The sequence below is a fragment of the Oxalobacter formigenes genome (assembly GCF_002127965.1).
Classification (GTDB): domain Bacteria; phylum Pseudomonadota; class Gammaproteobacteria; order Burkholderiales; family Burkholderiaceae_D; genus Oxalobacter; species Oxalobacter formigenes.
Map to the genome: position 1 here is coordinate 2448888 of NZ_CP018787.1, position 19984 is coordinate 2468871.

14 protein-coding genes, 3 tRNA genes, 2 rRNA genes and 1 other annotated feature are annotated in these 19984 nt (G+C 46.7%); of the genes, 11 read left to right on the plus strand and 8 right to left on the minus strand.

The window, feature by feature from the left end:
- The first annotated feature begins 1 nt into the window (after position 1).
- From BRW83_RS11540 to BRW83_RS11575, 8 genes are all read left to right on the plus strand, one after another.
- A complete protein-coding gene (locus BRW83_RS11540; RefSeq protein WP_005879166.1) occupies positions 2-1942 on the plus strand; it encodes a MacB family efflux pump subunit in 1941 nt (646 codons plus the stop codon).
- Entirely contained in the window at positions 1933-3297 is a 1365-nt protein-coding gene (locus BRW83_RS11545; RefSeq protein ID WP_005879165.1) for a TolC family protein, read from the plus strand. Before BRW83_RS11540 ends, BRW83_RS11545 begins: the two co-directional genes overlap by 10 nt.
- Before the next feature lie 174 nt (positions 3298-3471).
- The gene (locus BRW83_RS11550) at positions 3472-4104 is read left to right on the plus strand and encodes a protein-L-isoaspartate O-methyltransferase family protein (RefSeq protein WP_231284529.1); all 633 of its coding nucleotides are present in this window, start codon (positions 3472-3474) and stop codon (positions 4102-4104) included.
- A gap of 41 nt (positions 4105-4145) precedes the next feature.
- A complete protein-coding gene (locus tag BRW83_RS11555; protein WP_005879163.1) occupies positions 4146-5450 on the plus strand; it encodes a TolC family outer membrane protein in 1305 nt (434 codons plus the stop codon).
- Between the two features lie 81 nt (positions 5451-5531).
- Positions 5532-5607 (plus strand) — tRNA-His (locus tag BRW83_RS11560).
- A 608-nt stretch (positions 5608-6215) separates the two neighbouring features.
- Positions 6216-8066, plus strand: a complete 1851-nt coding sequence (locus tag BRW83_RS11565) for an HsdM family class I SAM-dependent methyltransferase (protein ID WP_086131817.1) — start codon at positions 6216-6218, stop codon at positions 8064-8066.
- The gene (locus BRW83_RS11570) at positions 8063-9016 is read left to right on the plus strand and encodes a restriction endonuclease subunit S (RefSeq protein WP_005879160.1); all 954 of its coding nucleotides are present in this window, start codon (positions 8063-8065) and stop codon (positions 9014-9016) included. Before BRW83_RS11565 ends, BRW83_RS11570 begins: the two co-directional genes overlap by 4 nt.
- 54 nt (positions 9017-9070) lie before the next feature.
- Complete coding sequence (locus BRW83_RS11575; protein WP_036602406.1) at positions 9071-9958, plus strand: DDE-type integrase/transposase/recombinase; 888 nt, start codon at positions 9071-9073, stop codon at positions 9956-9958.
- Between the two features lie 135 nt (positions 9959-10093).
- On the opposite strand, the gene BRW83_RS11580 is transcribed toward BRW83_RS11575, so the two are convergent.
- The 4 genes from BRW83_RS11580 to BRW83_RS11595 form a co-directional block, all read right to left on the minus strand.
- On the minus strand, positions 10094-10408 hold the full coding sequence (locus BRW83_RS11580) for a hypothetical protein (protein ID WP_005879158.1): 315 nt from the start codon (positions 10406-10408) through the stop codon (positions 10094-10096).
- On the minus strand, positions 10392-10895 hold the full coding sequence (locus BRW83_RS11585; RefSeq protein WP_005879157.1) for a type II toxin-antitoxin system HicB family antitoxin: 504 nt from the start codon (positions 10893-10895) through the stop codon (positions 10392-10394). Before BRW83_RS11585 ends, BRW83_RS11580 begins: the two co-directional genes overlap by 17 nt.
- Before the next feature lie 8 nt (positions 10896-10903).
- On the minus strand, positions 10904-11083 hold the full coding sequence (locus BRW83_RS11590) for a type II toxin-antitoxin system HicA family toxin (RefSeq protein WP_157658866.1): 180 nt from the start codon (positions 11081-11083) through the stop codon (positions 10904-10906).
- A 522-nt stretch (positions 11084-11605) separates the two neighbouring features.
- Positions 11606-12865, minus strand: coding sequence for a 6-phosphofructokinase (locus BRW83_RS11595; protein ID WP_005879156.1), 1260 nt, complete (start codon positions 12863-12865; stop codon positions 11606-11608).
- Positions 12866-13165: 300 nt separating this feature from the next.
- Between BRW83_RS11595 and BRW83_RS11600 the strand changes: the two genes are divergently transcribed.
- The 3 genes from BRW83_RS11600 to BRW83_RS11830 all read left to right on the plus strand — a co-directional run bounded on the left by BRW83_RS11600 (position 13166) and on the right by BRW83_RS11830 (position 15361).
- Positions 13166-14026: a pseudouridine synthase gene (locus BRW83_RS11600; protein WP_315897814.1), complete on the plus strand. Its 861-nt coding sequence runs from the start codon at positions 13166-13168 to the stop codon at positions 14024-14026.
- Between the two features lie 18 nt (positions 14027-14044).
- The gene (locus tag BRW83_RS11605; protein WP_005879154.1) at positions 14045-14809 is read left to right on the plus strand and encodes a fused MFS/spermidine synthase; all 765 of its coding nucleotides are present in this window, start codon (positions 14045-14047) and stop codon (positions 14807-14809) included.
- Between the two features lie 306 nt (positions 14810-15115).
- Positions 15116-15361, plus strand: a complete 246-nt coding sequence (locus BRW83_RS11830; protein WP_145814901.1) for a hypothetical protein — start codon at positions 15116-15118, stop codon at positions 15359-15361.
- 18 nt (positions 15362-15379) lie between these two features.
- On the opposite strand, the gene rrf is transcribed toward BRW83_RS11830, so the two are convergent.
- The 4 genes from rrf to BRW83_RS11625 form a co-directional block, all read right to left on the minus strand.
- Positions 15380-15492, minus strand: a 5S ribosomal RNA gene (gene rrf / locus BRW83_RS11610).
- A 110-nt stretch (positions 15493-15602) separates the two neighbouring features.
- Positions 15603-18479 (minus strand): 23S ribosomal RNA (locus BRW83_RS11615).
- Between the two features lie 267 nt (positions 18480-18746).
- Positions 18747-18822: transfer RNA gene (locus tag BRW83_RS11620), tRNA-Ala, on the minus strand.
- Positions 18823-18831: 9 nt separating this feature from the next.
- Positions 18832-18908, minus strand: a tRNA-Ile gene (locus BRW83_RS11625).
- 103 nt (positions 18909-19011) lie between these two features.
- Positions 19012-19984, minus strand: a sequence feature (16S ribosomal RNA rRNA prediction is too short).

The window sequence follows — 19984 nt, forward strand, 5'->3', positions numbered from 1 at the left end:
CATGAACATCATCGAACTGCGAAACATAAACAAAATTTATGGATCGGGCAACAATCAGGTCCATGTCCTGAAAGACATCAATCTGGACATCGAATCGGGAGATTTTGTCGCCATCATCGGACAGTCCGGTTCCGGCAAATCGACCCTGATGAATATTCTCGGCTGCCTCGATACCGCGAGCTCGGGAGACTATAAAATCGCCGGTGAAGATCTGGCGGGAATGAGCCCCGACGACCTCGCCACCCTGCGAAGCAAATATCTCGGCTTTATTTTCCAGCGTTATAACCTGCTGGCTACCCTGAATGCGGAAGAAAACGTCGAGCTGCCGGCTATTTACTCCGGCCTGAAATCCCAGGAAAGAAAAGAACGCGCCGACCAGATCCTCTCCAATCTGGAACTGGGCAACCGTATCGACCATTTTCCGTCCGAACTGTCCGGCGGTCAGCAACAGCGTGTCAGTATTGCGCGTGCCCTGATGAATGGCGGCGAAATCATCCTTGCCGATGAACCGACGGGGGCACTGGATTCGAAAAGTGGCCTCAACGTCATGGCCATTCTCCAGCAGCTGAATGATCAGGGGCATACCATCATTCTGGTCACTCATGACCAGAACATCGCCAATTACGCCAACCGGATCATTGAAATCAAGGACGGCGCCATTATTTCCGACATCCGGAAAGCACCGAACAAAAACAAAAAAGAAGAGTTCCCGCCAAAGGACAATTCGAGAAATACCTTCGCTTATCTGAAAGACCAGTTTTTCGAGGCATTCAGAATGTCGATTCAGGCTATCAAGACCCATAAATTGCGGTCTGGCCTGACCATGCTCGGGATCATTATCGGGATTGCCTCGGTCGTTTCCGTTGTCGCACTGGGAAAAGGCTCGCAGGAAAAAATTCTGGAGGACATTAATTCTCTGGGTACCAATACGATTGTCGTGATGCCGGGTAAAGGATTTGGCGACCGCAATTCGAGCAAATATAAAACGCTTACTGTCAACGATGCTGAACTGTTGGCACGCCAGAGTTACGTGGACAGTACGACACCAGCGGTTCGCACTTCCGGCACCCTGACAAGGGAAAACATTTCCGTAACCGGCCAGTTGAACGGTGTAGGTGACCAGTACTTCGACGTAACGGGCCTGAAACCGGAAGCGGGACGGTTTTTCAACAAGGAAGACGTGAAATCGGGTAGCGCCGTCGTCGTTATCGACCAGAACACGAAAGAAAAACTGTTCCCGAACACGACAGACATACTGGGCAAAACCATTATTTTCAACCGGCAACCGCTGAAAATAATCGGTATTTCACAAAAACAGAATGCCAGTTTCGGTACGACCGATACCCTGACCATGTGGTCGCCCTATACGGCCGTTATGAACCGTATTACCGGGGACAGGAATATCTCGTCAATCACGGTCAAGGTCAAGGACAATGTCAGCATGACGGCAGCCGAGAAAAACGTCATCCGCTTTTTGACCGCCAAGCACGGCAAGGAAGACTTTTTCACGGTCAATACCGACAGCATCCGTCAAACGATTGAAAGTACGACGAATACCATGCGTCTCCTGATATCGTGTATCGCCCTGATTTCACTCGTTGTCGGCGGTATCGGGGTCATGAATATCATGCTTGTTTCCGTAACGGAACGAACCCGCGAGATCGGCATACGCATGGCGGTCGGAGCCCGCCGAAACAGCGTGCTACAGCAGTTTCTGATAGAAGCCGTCCTTATATGCCTGATCGGCGGTTTTATCGGCGTTCTGTTCGTTTTCGGTATCGGGTTTCTGTTCAGCATGTTCGTACAGGCCTTCACCATGTCGTATTCAGCCACTTCCGTCATTCTGGCGATAAGCTGTTCGACACTGATCGGTGTGATTTTCGGATATATTCCCGCCCGCAACGCTTCTCTTCTTAATCCGGTGGATGCATTATGCGACTGATTCCCTGTACCCTTTTATGTCTGATTATCGCCGGTTGCGCTACCCAGACCACGACGATTCCCGATATGGGAGTCATTCCCCAGCAAACGATTGTTGCCGGATACAAAATCGATTCCGAATGGTGGAAAACCTATCATGACGAGAATCTGAACAAACTGGTTGCAGTTGCCCTTGAAAACAATATCGACCTGAAAAAGAGCGCGATTACGGTCAACAAGGCCCTGTACGAAGCCAATTTGCTTGGCCAGAATCTGGTACCTGAATTTTCCGGTTCTCTTGGCGCTTCGGTCAGCAATAACATGAAAGCGGGTCAAACATCCCACAATTACACGTCTGAACTGGGTGTCAGCTACGAGATCGACTTGTGGCGTAAACTGAGCAGTGCGGCATCCGCACAGGAATGGGAATACAAGGCGACACAGCAGGATATGGAAACGACACGTCTTGCGCTGATCAACAACATCGTCGACAGTTATTTCCATCTCGTTTATCTGAATCAGGCCATTCGTGTCACTGAAGAGAATATCGGGTTTTATACGCAGCTGCTCCAGATCATCAATAACAAATTCACATCCGGAAAAGTCGATGCACTGGAACCGTTGACGGCAGAAAAATCCCTGCTGGCTTCCAGAAACAGCCTCATGACGCTGGAAAACAATCGCAAAACGGTCGAACAGACATTGAGAAATCTGCTTAATCTGCGCCCGGGTGACAAACTGGACATCAAAACAGCCGACATATTGATGACACCGGCGACGAACGTCGATCTGAACGTACCGATTTCCGCTCTGGGACTTCGTCCCGATGTCAAAGCGGCCGAATACCGGATCCAGTCTGCTTTTCTCGACTGGGAATCGGTAAAAGCCAGTGTTTACCCCAGCGTGACAATTGGCAGTACGCTTAGCACCGCGTCAAATAAAAGCAGCTCGATGTTCAATGTTCCCTTCCTCGGTGGTACGGTCAACATCAATCTTCCATTTTTGCAATGGAACAAGATCAAATGGAACATCAAGATATCCGAAGCCGACTTTGAAAACGCCAGACTCAATCTGACCTCTTCCGTCAACACGGCCTTGAATGAAGTGGATACTTACTATTACTCGTATGAAAAATCGGTTTCACTATTGGACAATCTCTCAAGAAGATACGATAACGATGCCAAAATCAGCGTTTACAACCGCATGCGTTATGAAGCCGGCGCGACAGAACTTAAAGACTGGCTGGATGCAAAAACTTCCGAAAACAGTTCCATGCTTTCCCTGCTGGAAGGGAAATACAATACGATTACCTATGAAAACGCGATTTATAAATCTCTGGGAGCCAAACTGTCTGCCAATCAGGTTTCAAAGCCATAAATCAAATGGTTTTTTTGCCATTTGATTTACAAAAGCCATTGCGAACAAACAAAAAAACAGAAAGTTTCCTTCAATAGTCCGAAAACAGCCGCGCCCGCATGCCTGCATTTGTTAAAATGTCATGCGTCAAATAAATTTTTTCGTCAGGCAATCATGCAGGAAGCGCGCATCAACATGATCGAAAACCAGTTACGTGCCGGCGGCGTGCACGTAAAAGAGGTTTTCGATGCCGTTTCAGCCATCCGGCGTGAAGAATTCGTGCCATCCGAATATCGGCAATACGCTTTTGCCGATATGGAAATTCCGCTTCCTTATGCCCAGAACATGTTAACGCCCCTTTCTGAAGCATTGGTGTTACAGGAAACCGGATTGCGCAAGGACGATACCGTCCTTGAAATCGGTACCGGATCGGGTTATATGGCCGCCCTCCTGTCTCACCAATCAAGACACGTTACCACTGTTGAAATTGAAGAGGGATTGAAGCAGCAGGCTCAAGATAATCTGGACCGTTACGGTATAAAGAATGTCCAGGTTATCCATGACAATGGATTTTTGATCGAGCGTTATGCCAGAGATCGCCTGTTTGACGTAATTGTTTTTTCTGGATCAGTCTCAAACATTCCCGAAACGTTTAAAGATAAACTTGCGGACAACGGAAGAATGATTGTATTTTATGGAACAGAACCTTGCGTTCAGGCAATATTTTTACAGAAAAACTCAGCCATGGACATCAAGACCGGGATATTATTTCAAACATCGGTAAAACCATTGAAAGAACAACCGGGGCGCTCGCCATTCCGGTTTTGAAATCATAAAAACAATCGTTCCAAAACATATTTGGAGTAAGTATGCACTATCGTTCTGCCATACCTGTTTTAGTCGGATGCCTGTTTGCCACCAATGTTCTTGCGGCCGACCTGATGCAAACCTACATGGAAGCCCTTGCCAACGATCCTCAATACGCCAGTGCAAGAGCGTCATTGATGGCCGGTCAGGAAAAAAGCACACAGGGACTGGCAAAACTGTTGCCAAATCTTTCCGCATCAGGTGGTTATGGACGAAACTGGTTCGAAGGACTGAACTATAACGAAAACAAATACACCATCGCGCTGACCCAACCGATTTTCAACTGGGCCAATTACCAGAATTACGAAACAAGCAAACTGCAGGTATCCATCTCTGAAGCCCAGTTTGCACAGGCACAGCAGGATCTGATGATGCGTGTGTCGCAAGCTTATTTCGATATATTGGCTGCTGAAGACGTCGTCACTTTCGCCAAGGCACAGAAAGCTGCTGTTGCCCAGCAGCTCGAATTGGCAAAGCGCAGTTTTCAGGTCGGAACAACGACGATTACGGATACCCATGAAGCGCAGGCCCGCTACAATCTGGCTGAAGCAGATGAAATCAGCGCCTTGAACGATCTTGAAGTCAAACGGACCGCTCTGGAACAGATTATCGGCCACCCGCCGGGCGAACTGGACCCGCTGAAAAAAGGCGTCAAACTCTCCGCCCCGGAACCGAATGTGATGACATCATGGGTCAGCTCTGCTGAAAACCAGAATTATCAGGTCGTTCAGTATCGTCTGTCTCGTGAAGTTGCCAAACGAAACATTAAAGCCACTCAAGCTGGTCACATGCCTACTGTCGATCTGGTCGCTTCATACAACCATACCAACCGCGATCAGTACATGATCGACACCAATGGCGGAATCCAGACCTTCAACACGCAAAAAGTGGTCGGCGTGCAATGGAACATCCCGCTTTTTTCCGGTTTCGAAGTCACCAGCAAGGTAAAGGAAGCGGTCTCTCTGGAAGACAAGGCCCGAAACGATCTGGAAGCGTCACGCCGCAGTGCCGCCCAGCTGGCACGCCAATCCTATCTCGGAGTGAACAACGGCCTTTCGCAGGTCAGGGCACTTGAAGCTGCCGAAGTCGCCAGCTTGTCATCCCTTGAAGCCAACAAGCTCGGTTATGAAGTCGGTGTCCGTATCAATATCGATGTGTTGAACGCCGAACAACAGGTCTTCATGACGAGACGCGATTTGACCAATGCGCGCAACAATACCATCATCAACGGACTCCGACTGAAACAGGCCGCCGGAACATTGAATGAAGATGATTTGAAGAGAGTAAATCTGCTTTTAAAGAAATAACAGCCTTGTCTCTTTTCAGGGAATTTCGTATAATCTCAAATTCGTTGAAATATTCAGTCTGCTAGAATATTTTCATCAATGGTGGACGTAGCTCAGTTGGTAGAGTCCAGGATTGTGATTCCTGTTGTCGTGGGTTCGAGCCCCATCGTCCACCCCATAAAATCAATAACTTACCAGTCGCCTGAATTTTTTTGGAAGATAAATTCCAAAATTTTGGAAGATGATTCGCAAAAAAGCCGACAAAACGCGTTGGCTTTTTTATTGGTTTTCCATTATAAATGTGGATAACTTTATTTAATTTGTTGTCCCACGAATACAAAAGAGCAACAATGCTTGTTGCTGCAACTTCATGCGCCAATTATGTCGTTAACTGATGTGATATGGCGGTTCGCGTAACCGTTTTGGTAGTGGTCTAGTTTGAAATCCTGAATTTGCATTCAGCAGGCAATCAGGCGATTTTGGACATATTATGTGCAAAACCGTGCATTATTCGCACATTTTGCTAGCGCAAAACATCATATTTTGCCATGATGCACCCTATATCCAGCATATTTGACAAGAACAGAAAATGGCAACCAAAAAGGATTTTACACAGGTCGCTTTCTCGGTATTCCAGCAAGCTACTGGAGAAGAAGAGAAACCCAAGCCGCTGACTGGCCGAAAGGCCAATAGCAGTAAAGGCGGGAAAATTGGCGGGGCAAAACGTGCCGAGAACCTAACCAAAGAGCAGCTTTCGGAACAAGGAAAGAAGGCGGCAGAGACTAGGTGGTCATCTACCCCCCCCCCCGCAAAAGCCGTGCCAAGACGGGGAAAAATGAAGCCATCACGGTAGATTTAGTTCGAGATTGGCTCAAAAAGCTTGGGTATGAGAACGATGCGTCAGTCATCATTGAACGCGAACAAACTGCCGATCCAACCATAGATAAACTCCTGAAAAATGCCTCCAAGCGTGGCAGCGGCAAGGGTTATCCTGACTTCATCATAACCAGCCCAACAGTGGCTAAAGATTTTGTCTGCGTCGTGGAATGCAAAGCAGATACCGCAAGACACCAAAGCGACACGCTCACGAATTACACTGATTATGCAGTGGATGGCGCTAGGCTCTACGCGGGCTATCTGTCGAAAGAAAAGGACGTTCTATACGTTGGTGTGAGCGGGCAAAATAAAAATGAATTGCGCGTTAATCACTTCATACAGCTAAAGGATGAAAAGCACTCTCAGGAGATATTAAATCCGAACAAGCTGTACCCATTTAATGACCTGATCGAGCAGTACAAAAAATCGCGCTTTCGCGTTGATTATGAAAGTCTGATCAAATACACGCGCACACTCAACGAAGAATTGCACAAGAAGAAAATTCCTGAAAATAATCGTGCAATTTTGTTTAGCGGAATTTTGATTGCGTTAGAGGATGATACGTTTCATGACACTTTTTCAGGGTATAGGAGCGCGAAGCGATTAAGCGAGTTCCTTGTTTCCAGTGTCGTTCAAAAATTGGAATATGCCAATATTCCAAGTACTCGCGTACATGAAATGCAGCAGGCATTTAACTTCATTAAATCCCATACAGCACTCATTGACGAAGGGTACTTGATAAAGTTGGTTGCTGACATCCAGAAGGAAGTTCGCCCATTCATCAAGTCAAATAAGTATTTCGACATAGTGAGTCACTGCTACGTTGAGTTCTTGAAATACGCGAACAACGATAGTGCGTTAGGCATTGTATTGACGCCTGCACACATTACGGAATTGTTTTGCGATATAGCAGGCGTTACGAAGGATAGCGTTGTGCTTGATAATTGTTGCGGCACCTCAGGATTCCTCATTGCGGCTATGCAAAAAATGGTTGCTCTTGCCAAGGGCGACAGCAAAGAAATTGAAAACATCAAGAAAGAACGCTTGATCGGGATCGAGTATCAAGATCATATTTTCACCCTCGCTGTTTCCAACATGATCATTCATGGGGATGGGAAAACCAACATCATCAAAGGAGATTGCTTCAAGAAAATTCAAGACGCAGCCGCCTACAAGCCAACAGTTGGCCTGCTAAATCCTCCATATAACGATGTCACGGGTATAGATGAGTTGGAGTTTGTCGAGAACAATTTATCTGCCATCCAACAAAACGGCATTGTGGTTGCCATTGTTCCAATGCGGTGCGCTCTCTACCAAGATGGGCGGGGCGCAGAGATAAAAAAGCGCCTGCTTGAAAAGCACACGCTGGAAGCGGTCATGTCTATGCCAGATGATCTTTTCTACCCGGTAGGAGTCGTAACGTGCGTAATGGTTTTCAGGGCGCATGTTCCGCATCAATCCGGCCGAAGAAAAACATGGTTTGGCTACTGGAAAGATGATGGTTTTCTCAAGGCAAAACACAGGGGGAGGATAGATGCACAAGAGCGATGGGGAGGCATCAAATCGCATTGGCTAAACATGTTTCGCAACCGCGAAGTTCATGCTGGCGAGAGCGTTTTGTGGCGCGTTGGAGCGAATGATGAATGGTGTGCAGAAGCGTATATGGAAACCGATTATGACCTTATCACGCCGGAGGTTTTTGAGCAGGTGGTGAAGAATTATGCGGTCTTCAAAATGACCCGTGGAAGCGGCAAAAAATGAAGCTCGTTCGTCTTGATGATTTGTTTGATGTGAGGTACGGCTCGAATTTGGAGTTGAACGCGCTTAAATTATCTCCGAGTGGCATCAATTTCGTTTCAAGGACGGCAAAGAATAATGGGGTTTCTGCAAGGGTTGCGCCTGTAGCGGGTCTTGAACCGATACCATCAGGAGTTTTAACCGTTGCTGGAGGTGGGTCGGTATTAGAAACTTTCTTGCAACCAGAACCATTTTATTCAGGAAGAGACCTTTATTATCTGACTCCATTGCACCCGATGAGTGATGAGGTCAAATTGTTCTATGCGCATTGCATACGTTCTAATAAATATAGATACAGCTATGGCAGGCAAGCTAACAAGACCTTGAAGGGCATCTTGCTGCCTAGCCTGAGCGATCTTCCCGAATTCGTATCTAAAGCGAGGGTGGGGAAATTCACAAAATCTTCAAAAGCGGTATTGTCTTCTCCAATACCTCCCCTTCGCACCAACAAGTGGATGCAATTCAGACTGGGGGAGTTGTTTGATGTTCGCAAAGGACTTCGCCTAACGAAAGCCAATATGTTGCCCGGCCAAATACCTTATGTCGGCGCGTCTGATGCGGACAATGGCATTACGGCGTACATTGGGCAAAGCGCCATTCATCAAGGAGGCACTATCAGCGTCAGCTACAACGGCTCTGTAGGTGAAGCCTTCTTTCAGCCAGAGCCACATTGGGCAACAGATGATGTGAATGTTCTGTACCCACTAGGATTTGAATTGACGCCAGAAATAGCCATGTTTATCTGCGCGCTTATTCGCCAAGAGAAATATCGCTTCAGTTATGGCCGCAAGTGGCATCAGGAAAGGATGCGTGAATCTGTGATCAAGTTGCCCGTGACCAAACAAGGTCAACCTGACTTTTGCTGGATGGAGCAATTCATTAAAACACTACCGTATAGCGCAAATATCAGTTGACACCACACTTACTCAAGCATATAATCTATTCTGAAATCAACGGAATGGATTGCCATGAACCGCCTAGATACCGCCGAACGCGCAAATATCCTTGCTCTACTCTGTGAGGGTATAGGCATTAACGCCGTGTGTCGTGTATCTGATGCCAGCAAAATGACGGTGTTAAAGCTTCTGGCGGATGCTGGACAGGCTTGCGCCGACTACATGGATGTCAATATTCGTGACCTGAAAAGCAAGCGCATCGAGTGCGACGAGATTTGGAGTTTTTGCTATGCCAAGCAAAAGAATGTCGCAACCGCCAAAGCAGCGCCGGATGGCGCAGGGGATGTTTGGACATGGACAGCGATTGATAGTGACAGCAAATTGATGGTGTCCTACCTTGTCGGCACCAGAGATGCCGAATGCGCATTAGCCTTTATGGACGATTTAAGCGGTCGTCTTGCTAATCGGGTGCAGCTTACAACGGACGGCCATAAGGCTTATCTGATAGCCGTGGAGGAGGCTTTCGGCGCAGACGTGGACTATGCACAGCTTGTGAAAATGTACGGAACTGCGCCAGAGAACTTGAAAGGAAAATACAGTCCGGCAGAATGTACTGGGATCAAGAAAACGCCGATTACTGGCACACCAGTTAAAAGCTTGGTTTCAACGTCATATGTAGAGCGCACCAATTTGACAATTCGGATGCAGAATCGCCGATTTACGCGGCTTACCAATGCGTTTTCAAAGAAGTTGGACAATCACATTCATGCATTTAGCTTGTTCGCTATGCACTACAACTACTGCAAAATTCACAAAACCTTGCGCGTTACTCCAGCAATGGAAGCAGGATTGACCGATCATGTTTGGACGCACGAGGAAATCATCGGCCTTCTCAAAGAGAAAGAACAGCCCAAAAAGCGTGGGGCATATAAAAAGCGTAATTCTGAAATTTCAAACTAGACCACTACCACCGTTTTCTGGTTGTTGACAGAAGATCAATGATCTGTAAGCGACCGTATGGTACATATAACCGCCACCGGATCTAGCGAGCAAAACCACAAAATAAGAAGGCCGATTTTTAACCGGTATTCTTATTTATTCTTCATTCACTATATTTTCTTTTTTAGTCACTTTTTTCCTTGTTTTTTTTGCTGGATTGGATATTGAAGCATTCACCGATAGAGGCGTAGCTTCATCCGTCTCAACAAGTCCAATTTTTGCAATACCAATCATTACTCCGGGTGAGCGTTTTTCTGGAGATGGTCCAACAGTACCTGTACCAATCTGAAATTCAACAGCTAAACTAAAGAATCCTTCATGAAAATCGTAATGTTTAATCAAAAGCTCTGTCAGCATTTCAGCTGACAAAAGCGGATTAACTGGAACAGGTTTTTTAGTGGTAACAGACATGGCCTTCCTCATTTTCAGCTGACTTTAAACTGATTTCACTTCCTTGAACAAAATTGAAAAATTGGTTTTCAGTAGCTTTCCATTGTTGCATCGTAATAAAAAACGCCTTTTCTATACCTGGTGCTATGAGACTTATTTTTTCAGCCACTTTCTCTTTTTTCATCAAGTGTTCCGAAAGTGCCCGGGAAACAATTTCATTTAATGAAACTCCATTTTCCATTGCCTTTCTAACTGCCTTTCGATGTAATTCAGGCGGAACACGTACATTGAATTGGCCTTTTAAAGATTTTTGGGGATCCCTGTTTAATTGATGACAAGTATCGATATAATCATCCACAGCGGCCTCAAATTCTACTTTCAACTTGGATGGAGTTTCTGCCTCATAGGTAACAAGATCATTAATAAAAAGGATCTTTCCTCTACAAACACCTCGATCCATGTCAATCTCAGTGGATCCTTCATACCCTTTATATTTGAGGATATCCATATTCTTTCCTAAATGAGCTCGTTTTCTTTTAACTTCTCATGAATATCACTGGCACATCCCTTATCTATATAAGATTGCGGATGTGGCTCATGACAAATAATTAAGACATTCTTATCTTTATTAAAAAATTTTCTTCTTGATCCGCTACCTTTCACCAACTCAAAACCAAGGCTTTTGAGTAGAGACACTACATCATCCCACCTTATGTTAGATGGGATAGGTCTTTTCCTGAGAGCTGCAACTGTTCTATCGTGTTTTGCCATACAAATGGTAGCTATAGGCTAATTGTAACTAAAAACTAGTTACAAATAAATATTAAAATTTGATAAAAAATAACCAGATACAATAAATTCATACATTAGTATAAGCCTCATCAAGGTAAAAAAATTGCTGTTTTTCAACAAAAGCAATGCTTAAAAAATAAGCAATACAGTCAGAAAACACGACTAAAAACAGTGAAATTTCTTTGGAAGATGACAAAAATGACCCTATATTTCATGCGGGTTACAAGATTTTTCCAAATTCCAAAAAAATCCGACTTTATTTATAAAAATCAAATAATTAAGTTATAAAAAATCTCGGATTGTGATTCCTGTTGTCGTGGGTTCGAGCCCCATCGTCCACCCCAGAATGTCGAAAGCCCGAATTTGATTCGGGCTTTTTTATTGTCTTTTACCTGCTTTTTATATAAGCAGAGCTTTACTTTTCCTTTATATTTTCTTGTCGAATGGCGGAAGTTTTTTCGAAACCATCGTATTTTGCAACGTAACATACTCTGGCAATCCCATTTTGTAGGGCGGATAATTTTCACCCTGAACCAATGGCTGGAGATACTTTCTGCACTCTTCGGTAATGCCATACCCGTCGTCACGGATAAAACTCTTCGGCATCATTTTTTCGACATTGGCGACGTTCTCCAGATCGGCCACCCCTATTTCGTAACGATAAGGTTCACTCGACAGTCTTACGATAGTCGGCATCACTGAATTTTTACCTTGCAACGCCAGATTGACCGCAGCAGCACCGACTTCATATGCCTGCTCGACGTCTATGGCGGATGCGATATGCCGCGCCGATCTCTGGAGATAATTGGCTACCGCCCAATGAAACGGATATCCCAGTTCTTCACAAATCATATTGGCGACAACCGGTGCCGCGCCTCCCAGATGGGCATGCCCGAATGCGTCCCGGGCACCCTGATCGGCAAGAAAGGTTCCATCCGGATATTTACATCCTTCCGATACGACTACCGTACAATAACCGTGACGCCGGACCTTGTTTTCCACTTGTGCCAGAAATTTCTTTTCGTTGAATTCCACCTCCGGGAACAGGATGACGACCGGAATGCCATAATTTTCTGCAAGACCGCCCGCAGCGGCAATCCATCCCGCGTGACGCCCCATGACTTCGAGGACGAATATTTTTGTGGACGTCCTGCACATGGAACGGACATCAAAGGACGCCTCGACCGTCGAGACAGCAATGTATTTGGCAACCGAACCGAATCCCGGACAGCAATCGGTCAACGGGAGATCGTTATCGATCGTTTTCGGTACATGAATGGCTTGAATCGGGTATCCCATCAGGGTGGAAAAACGGGAAATCTTGTAACAGGTATCCGCTGAATCGCCTCCACCGTTATAAAAAAAGTAACCAATATCATGCGCCCTGAACACGTCCAGCAAACGCTCGAATTCTTTCCGGTCTTTTTCAGGATCGGCGAGTTTGTAACGACATGAACCGAAAGCACCGCCCGGCGTATACCGCAAGGCGGCAATATCTTCACGGCTCTCCTTGCCGGTGTCGATCAGCTCCTCAGTCAATGCACCGACAATACCATTACGGCCAGCCAGTACATTTTTGATCTTGTCCGGATATTTTCTGGCCGTCTCTATCACGCCACAGGCGGATGCATTGATAACGGCAGTTACCCCGCCGGATTGAGCATAAAAAGCATTTCTGGCAGTCATAAGGACTCCTCATCCATGAACAATCACGCAAACCATTTTTCTCAATTCTGACATAAAGAAATTTGACGATACAGAGAAATACTCATTATTCCTCCATATTTGACATCTCATAGAGTGGAACCGTAACGAAAAAATCTGGAAAAAATGTTTTAAAATCCACTCTTACATTAGAAATTAATTTTTTTCCGGCTTTGTATCCTAATGAATTTCTCAGGGCGACATTTAAAAAAAATCACGATACCGTCCAAAAACGGCATCACGGCCAGTCAGGTTTCCCTGCCGAAAGGTCCTTGGAAAACTATGGAAGATTTTCTTTCGGAAAGATTTCCCGTTCTGACAAAAGAAGAATGGCAAAAACGCGTCATTGCTGGTGACGTTCTCAATGAAAACGGCACACCGCTTTCATCCGGAGCTCCCTATACGCCCTATCAGAAACTCTACTATTACCGCTATCTTCCGAATGAACGACCAAACCCTTTTCAGGAAACTGTCCTTTATCAGGATGACTGGCTGGTCGTCGCCGACAAACCTCATTTTTTGCCTGTCACCCCATCCGGGAAATATGTCAGTGAAACCCTTCTTGTGCGGCTCAGGAAAAAACTGGGTATCGATACACTGACCCCTATTCACAGAATTGACAGGGAAACAGCAGGACTTGTTCTCTTTTCCGTCAAACCGGAAGGACGTAATTTATATCAACGCCTGTTCCGGGAAAATTTTGTCTCCAAGCATTACGAGGCCATTGCCCCATATCGTGATGACATCGCCTTTCCGATGAGATACCGCAGCAGGATCGAGGAAGGGGACTCTTTCATGAGAATGCGGGTCATACCTGATGGCACGCCGAACGCCGAAACGGAAATCAGCATCCAGCAAAAAAGCAATGCATTTGCCCACTATCACCTGAAACCGGTGACTGGCCGGAAACACCAGCTCCGGATACAGATGTGTTCACTGGGTATCCCGCTTTTGAACGACCGGATATATCCCGTTCATTTACCAGAAGCCGTCACTGATGAAATGCAGGCAGAAGAATTCAGATATCCGCTCCAGCTCGTTGCAAAATCGGTTAGCTTCAAAGATCCGGTTTCAGAAAAAATTCATCATTTTGAAAGCCGTCATTGTCTCGATCTCAACCGGATAAGCGACTTTATCGACTAAATCATTTTCTACATAAAGATGAAAAAACCATCCGATTCAATACAGGAAAACCAGCCATTCCCGGAAGTGACGCTTACCGAATTCAGAGGCGTTCAATTTCTACACCTTGGAACCGACTGGATACAGGGCGCAATGCGTCTGAACCATCCTTATGAAATCGTTCTGGATTACGTCCAGCAAATGATGGTCTGGATGCTTTTCAAGGAAAATCCGAAACACATTGTCCAGTTGGGACTGGGCAGTGCCGCATTGACCAAATTCTGCTATCAGCATTTCCCCGATGCTCACGTCACAGCCATTGAATTGAATCCAAACGTCATCGAAATCTGCCGGAATGCATTTCATTTGCCTGAAAACGACCATCGGCTCAAGGTCATCCAGACAGACGCTTTCGATTACATTGAAGCCAGGAAAAATCAGAATGAGATAGACATCATCCAGGTCGATCTCTATGACGAAAACGCAGCTGCGCCCGTATTCGACTCTCCGGAATTTTACAAAAGCTGTGCCGATGCCTTGACTCCTGACGGCATGATGACAATCAATATTTTCGGTGATGAATCAAACAGGACCAAAAGCGTCGAATCCATACAGGAAAGTTTTGATTCCGTCGTCTGGTTACCCGAAGTCGATGGCGGTAACATCGTCATTCTGGCGTTCAGAAAATCACCGGAAGTCAATTTTGAAGAACTCTTCTCACAAGCAAAACGCATTAAAAAAGAGACGAAGCTGAAAGCCGTTCAGTGGGTAAACCATCTTCATAGCTGGATGAAAGATATTTAAACCAGCAAAAGATTCGATTGCGCCAGTCTTATTGATTTGTCATAGCTTCACTTCTTGCTTTTTACCTGCGAAAAACGGTCAATTCAAACATATTAATATTTCGTCAAGCGCATAAACATACAAGTTCCGCGATGTTTCTCTTTCAAAAAAACACAACAAACGAACGCAATGCATTATGAAATACGAAATGTTTCCTCTCACGAAATGACATCGTTTAAAACAAGCGCCGGAAGAATCAGCACAATCTGTAGACAGGGTTCAGATCGTTAGAAAGGGGGCATTCAGGAGGGTCGGGCGAAATGGTTTTTGACAAACGCCAGAAGAAAGCACACATTTGCCGGAGAAGAAAGAAGAGAAGAAGGAAAGAGAGTTTTGTATGGAAGCTGTTTTCAGGTGTTGAGTTTAGAGGGTAACCGTTTGGAAGATAAATTCGAAAGACGAACAAAGGAGGAGCAAGAGAGTGGAAAGGTAGGACAATCAGGCAGAGGAAGCGGAACTGGATACAAAGGAATTGTTTTTGGAAGAATAAAAAAAGCCCCTAAGGTTAGTTAGGGGCTTTTTGGGATAATTGCCTGACGATAACCTACTTTCACACTGGTTGCAGCACTATCATCGGCGCAATGTCGTTTCACGGTCCTGTTCGGGATGGGAAGGGGTGGTTCCAACTTGCTATGGTCATCAGGCATAACTTGTCGGTTGTCCGTTCAAAACGAACAACCCAATCTGGAAATCGGTAAGAATTTTAGTATAGATCATGTTTACAGGCAACATCTTCTATAACCATCAAAGTTATAGAGACAAGCCTCACGAGCAATTAGTACTGGTTAGCTTAACGCATTACTGCGCTTCCACACCCAGCCTATCAACGTCCTGGTCTCGAACGACTCTTCAGGGAGCTCAAGGCTCCGGGAAGTCTTATCTTGAGGCAAGTTTCCCGCTTAGATGCTTTCAGCGGTTATCTTTCCCGAACTTAGCTACCCGGCGATGCCACTGGCGTGACAACCGGTACACCAGAGGTTCGTCCACTCCGGTCCTCTCGTACTAGGAGCAGCCCCTCTCAAACTTCCAACGCCCACGGCAGATAGGGACCAAACTGTCTCACGACGTTTTAAACCCAGCTCACGTACCACTTTAAATGGCGAACAGCCATACCCTTGGGACCGACTACAGCCCCAGGATGTGATGAGCCGACATCGAGGTGCCAAACTCCCCCGTCGATATGAACTCTTGGGAGGAATCAGCCTGTTATCCCCAGAGTACCTTTTATCCGTTGAGCGATGGCCCTTCCATACAGAACCACCGGATCACTATGTCCTACTTTCGTACCTGCTCGACTTGTCTGTCTCGCAGTTAAGCACGCTTATGCCATTGCACTATTAGCACGATGTCCGACCGTACCTAGCGTACCTTCGAACTCCTCCGTTACGCTTTTGGAGGAGACCGCCCCAGTCAAACTGCCTACCATACACTGTCCCCAACCCGGATAACGGGCCAAGGTTAGAACCTCAAACAAACCAGGGTGGTATTTCAAGGTCGGCTCCACGCAAACTAGCGTTCACGCTTCAAAGCCTCCCACCTATCCTACACAGATTGGTTCAAAGTCCAATGTAAAGCTACAGTAAAGGTTCATGGGGTCTTTCCGTCTAGCCGCGGGTAGATTGCATCATCACAACCATTTCAACTTCGCTGAGTCTCGGGAGGAGACAGTGTGGCCATCGTTACGCCATTCGTGCAGGTCGGAACTTACCCGACAAGGAATTTCGCTACCTTAGGACCGTTATAGTTACGGCCGCCGTTTACTGGGACTTCAATCAAGAGCTCTCACCCCATCATTTAATCTTCCAGCACCGGGCAGGCGTCACACCCTATACGTCCACTTTCGTGTTAGCAGAGTGCTGTGTTTTTATTAAACAGTCGCAGCCACCATTTTTTTGCAACCCCTTCTCCCTTCTGGCGCAGGCCAGTCAAGATACAAGGGCGTACCTTATCCCGAAGTTACGGTACAAATTTGCCGAGTTCCTTCTCCCGAGTTCTCTCAAGCGCCTTAGAATACTCATCTCGCCCACCTGTGTCGGTTTGCGGTACGGTCTCGTTAGACTGAAGCTTAGAGGCTTTTCTTGGAACCACTTCCAATCGCTTCGCGGCACAAGGCCACTCGTTTCAATTCCTTGGATTACGCTACCGGATTTGCCTAGTAGCCTCCTTCGAATCAATAACCGGGATTTCCAACACCCGGACGACTTTCCGCGATCCGTCCCCCCATCGCATCTAACGACGGTGCAGGAATATTAACCTGCTTCCCATCAGCTACGCATCTCTGCCTCGCCTTAGGGGCCGACTCACCCTGCTCCGATGAACGTTGAACAGGAAACCTTGGGCTTACGGCGTGGGGGCTTTTCACCCCCATTATCGCTACTCATGTCAGCATTCGCACTTCTGATACCTCCAGCATGCTTCTCAACACACCTTCTCAGGCTTACAGAACGCTCTCCTACCATATCCTTACGGATATCCGCAGCTTCGGTGACTGGCTTAGCCCCGTTACATCTTCCGCGCAGGACGACTCGATCAGTGAGCTATTACGCTTTCTTTAAAGGATGGCTGCTTCTAAGCCAACCTCCTGACTGTTTTAGCCTTCCCACTTCGTTTTCCACTTAGCCAATCTTTGGGACCTTAGCTGGCGGTCTGGGTTGTTTCCCTCTTGACACCGGACGTTAGCACCCGATGTCTGTCTCCCAAGCTCGCACTCATTAGTATTCGGAGTTTGCAATGGTTTGGTAAGTCGCGATGACCCCCTAGCCATAACAGTGCTCTACCCCTAATGGTGATACTTGAGGCACTACCTAAATAGTTTTCGGAGAGAACCAGCTATCTCCAAGTTTGTTTAGCCTTTCACCCCTACCCACAGCTCATCCCCTAACTTTTCAACGTTAGTGGGTTCGGACCTCCAGTGCGTGTTACCGCACCTTCATCCTGGCCATGAGTAGATCACTTGGTTTCGGGTCTACACCCAGCGACTCTCGCCCTGTTCGGACTCGATTTCTCTTCGGCTCCCCTATTCGGTTAACCTCGCCACTGAATGTAAGTCGCTGACCCATTATACAAAAGGTACGCAGTCACCCGTATTAATACAGGCTCCTACTGTTTGTATGCACACGGTTTCAGGATCTATTTCACTCCCCTCCCGGGGTTCTTTTCGCCTTTCCCTCACGGTACTGGTTCACTATCGGTCGATTACGAGTATTTAGCCTTGGAGGATGGTCCCCCCATCTTCAGACAGGATTTCACGTGTCCCGCCCTACTTGTCGCAAGCTTAGTACTGTAAAATGGATTTCGTGTACGGGGCTATCACCCTCTGTTGCCATCCTTTCCAGAATGTTCCACTATCTCATTTCACTATTTCTTGCAGGCTCTTCCCATTTCGCTCGCCACTACTTTGGGAATCTCGGTTGATTTCTTTTCCTGTAGCTACTTAGATGTTTCAGTTCGCTACGTTCGCTTCAATAACCTATGGATTCAGTTATTGATGACCCTAAGGTCGGGTTTCCCCATTCGGAAATCTGCGGATCAATGTTTGTTTGCCAACTCCCCGCAGCTTATCGCAAGCTTCTACGTCCTTCATCGCCTGTAATCGCCAAGGCATCCACCCTGTGCACTTTGTCGCTTGTCTCTATAACTTTGATTTCTCTTTCGAGAACCCGTTATACAGTTTTTTGAGTTTACGTTGCCGTATCCAAAGCAATCAAACTTCTTGAGATTACTTCTTTTACTTCTGATTACAATCACTACCCAATCCAATAATCTTCGGCTTCATCTTCAGATTATTGGCTTTACTTCTTACTTTTTTCCAGATTGTTAAAGAACTTTTACTTCTTCGAACTCTTAAAGCCCAAATCAAATCACTTTATCTATTCAAAGTGTTTTGATTTGGCCTTTGTGGTGGAGGTTGACGGGATCGAACCGACGACCCCCTGCTTGCAAAGCAGGTGCTCTCCCAGCTGAGCTAAACCCCCTATTTCGGATGGTGGGTCTGGTTGGTCTCGAACCAACGACCCCCGCGTTATCAACACGGTGCTCTAACCAACTGAGCTACAGACCCTTTTGGATCAGTATCCCAGCATTTCTCGCCTGTACCGACCAGTTCCTGTTCTTTTAAAGTAACAGATGATAAGTGTGAACGCTTGATAGTCGCTTTTCTCTAGAAAGGAGGTGATCCAGCCGCACCTTCCGATACGGCTACCTTGTTACGACTTCACCCCAGTCACGAATCCTACCGTGGTAAGCGCCCTCCTTACGGTTAAGCTACCTACTTCTGGTAAAACCCGCTCCCATGGTGTGACGGGCGGTGTGTACAAGACCCGGGAACGTATTCACCGCGACATGCTGATCCGCGATTACTAGCGATTCCAACTTCATGAAGTCGAGTTGCAGACTTCAATCCGGACTACGATGCACTTTCTGAGATTAGCTCCCCCTCTCGGGTTGGCAACCCTCTGTATGCACCATTGTATGACGTGTGAAGCCCTACCCATAAGGGCCATGAGGACTTGACGTCATCCCCACCTTCCTCCGGTTTGTCACCGGCAGTTTCATTAGAGTGCCCTTTCGTAGCAACTAATGACAAGGGTTGCGCTCGTTGCGGGACTTAACCCAACATCTCACGACACGAGCTGACGACAGCCATGCAGCACCTGTGTTCAGGCTCTCTTTCGAGCACTCCCAAATCTCTTCGGGATTCCTGACATGTCAAGGGTAGGTAAGGTTTTTCGCGTTGCATCGAATTAATCCACATCATCCACCGCTTGTGCGGGTCCCCGTCAATTCCTTTGAGTTTTAATCTTGCGACCGTACTCCCCAGGCGGTCGACTTCACGCGTTAGCTGCGTTACTAAGTCAATTAAGACCCAACAACTAGTCGACATCGTTTAGGGCGTGGACTACCAGGGTATCTAATCCTGTTTGCTCCCCACGCTTTCGTGCATGAGCGTCAGTGTTATCCCAGGGGGCTGCCTTCGCCATCGGTATTCCTCCACATATCTACGCATTTCACTGCTACACGTGGAATTCTACCCCCCTCTGACACACTCTAGCCGTGCAGTCACAAATGCAATTCCCAGGTTGAGCCCGGGCATTTCACATCTGTCTTACACAACCGCCTGCGCACGCTTTACGCCCA

Excerpts from the sequence above, each read along its gene's own strand:
- BRW83_RS11605 (WP_005879154.1), top strand. The coding sequence starts at position 14,045 with ATGAAAAAACCATCCGATTCAATACAGGAAAACCAGCCATTCCCGGAA.
- BRW83_RS11580 (WP_005879158.1), bottom strand. The coding sequence starts at position 10,408 with ATGTCTGTTACCACTAAAAAACCTGTTCCAGTTAATCCGCTTTTGTCA.
- BRW83_RS11595 (WP_005879156.1), bottom strand. The coding sequence starts at position 12,865 with ATGACTGCCAGAAATGCTTTTTATGCTCAATCCGGCGGGGTAACTGCC.
- BRW83_RS11540 (WP_005879166.1), top strand. The coding sequence starts at position 2 with ATGAACATCATCGAACTGCGAAACATAAACAAAATTTATGGATCGGGC.
- BRW83_RS11570 (WP_005879160.1), top strand. The coding sequence starts at position 8,063 with ATGAAGCTCGTTCGTCTTGATGATTTGTTTGATGTGAGGTACGGCTCG.
- BRW83_RS11555 (WP_005879163.1), top strand. The coding sequence starts at position 4,146 with ATGCACTATCGTTCTGCCATACCTGTTTTAGTCGGATGCCTGTTTGCC.
- BRW83_RS11585 (WP_005879157.1), bottom strand. The coding sequence starts at position 10,895 with ATGGATATCCTCAAATATAAAGGGTATGAAGGATCCACTGAGATTGAC.
- BRW83_RS11550 (WP_231284529.1), top strand. The coding sequence starts at position 3,472 with ATGATCGAAAACCAGTTACGTGCCGGCGGCGTGCACGTAAAAGAGGTT.
- BRW83_RS11545 (WP_005879165.1), top strand. The coding sequence starts at position 1,933 with ATGCGACTGATTCCCTGTACCCTTTTATGTCTGATTATCGCCGGTTGC.
- BRW83_RS11575 (WP_036602406.1), top strand. The coding sequence starts at position 9,071 with ATGAACCGCCTAGATACCGCCGAACGCGCAAATATCCTTGCTCTACTC.
- BRW83_RS11600 (WP_315897814.1), top strand. The coding sequence starts at position 13,166 with ATGGAAGATTTTCTTTCGGAAAGATTTCCCGTTCTGACAAAAGAAGAA.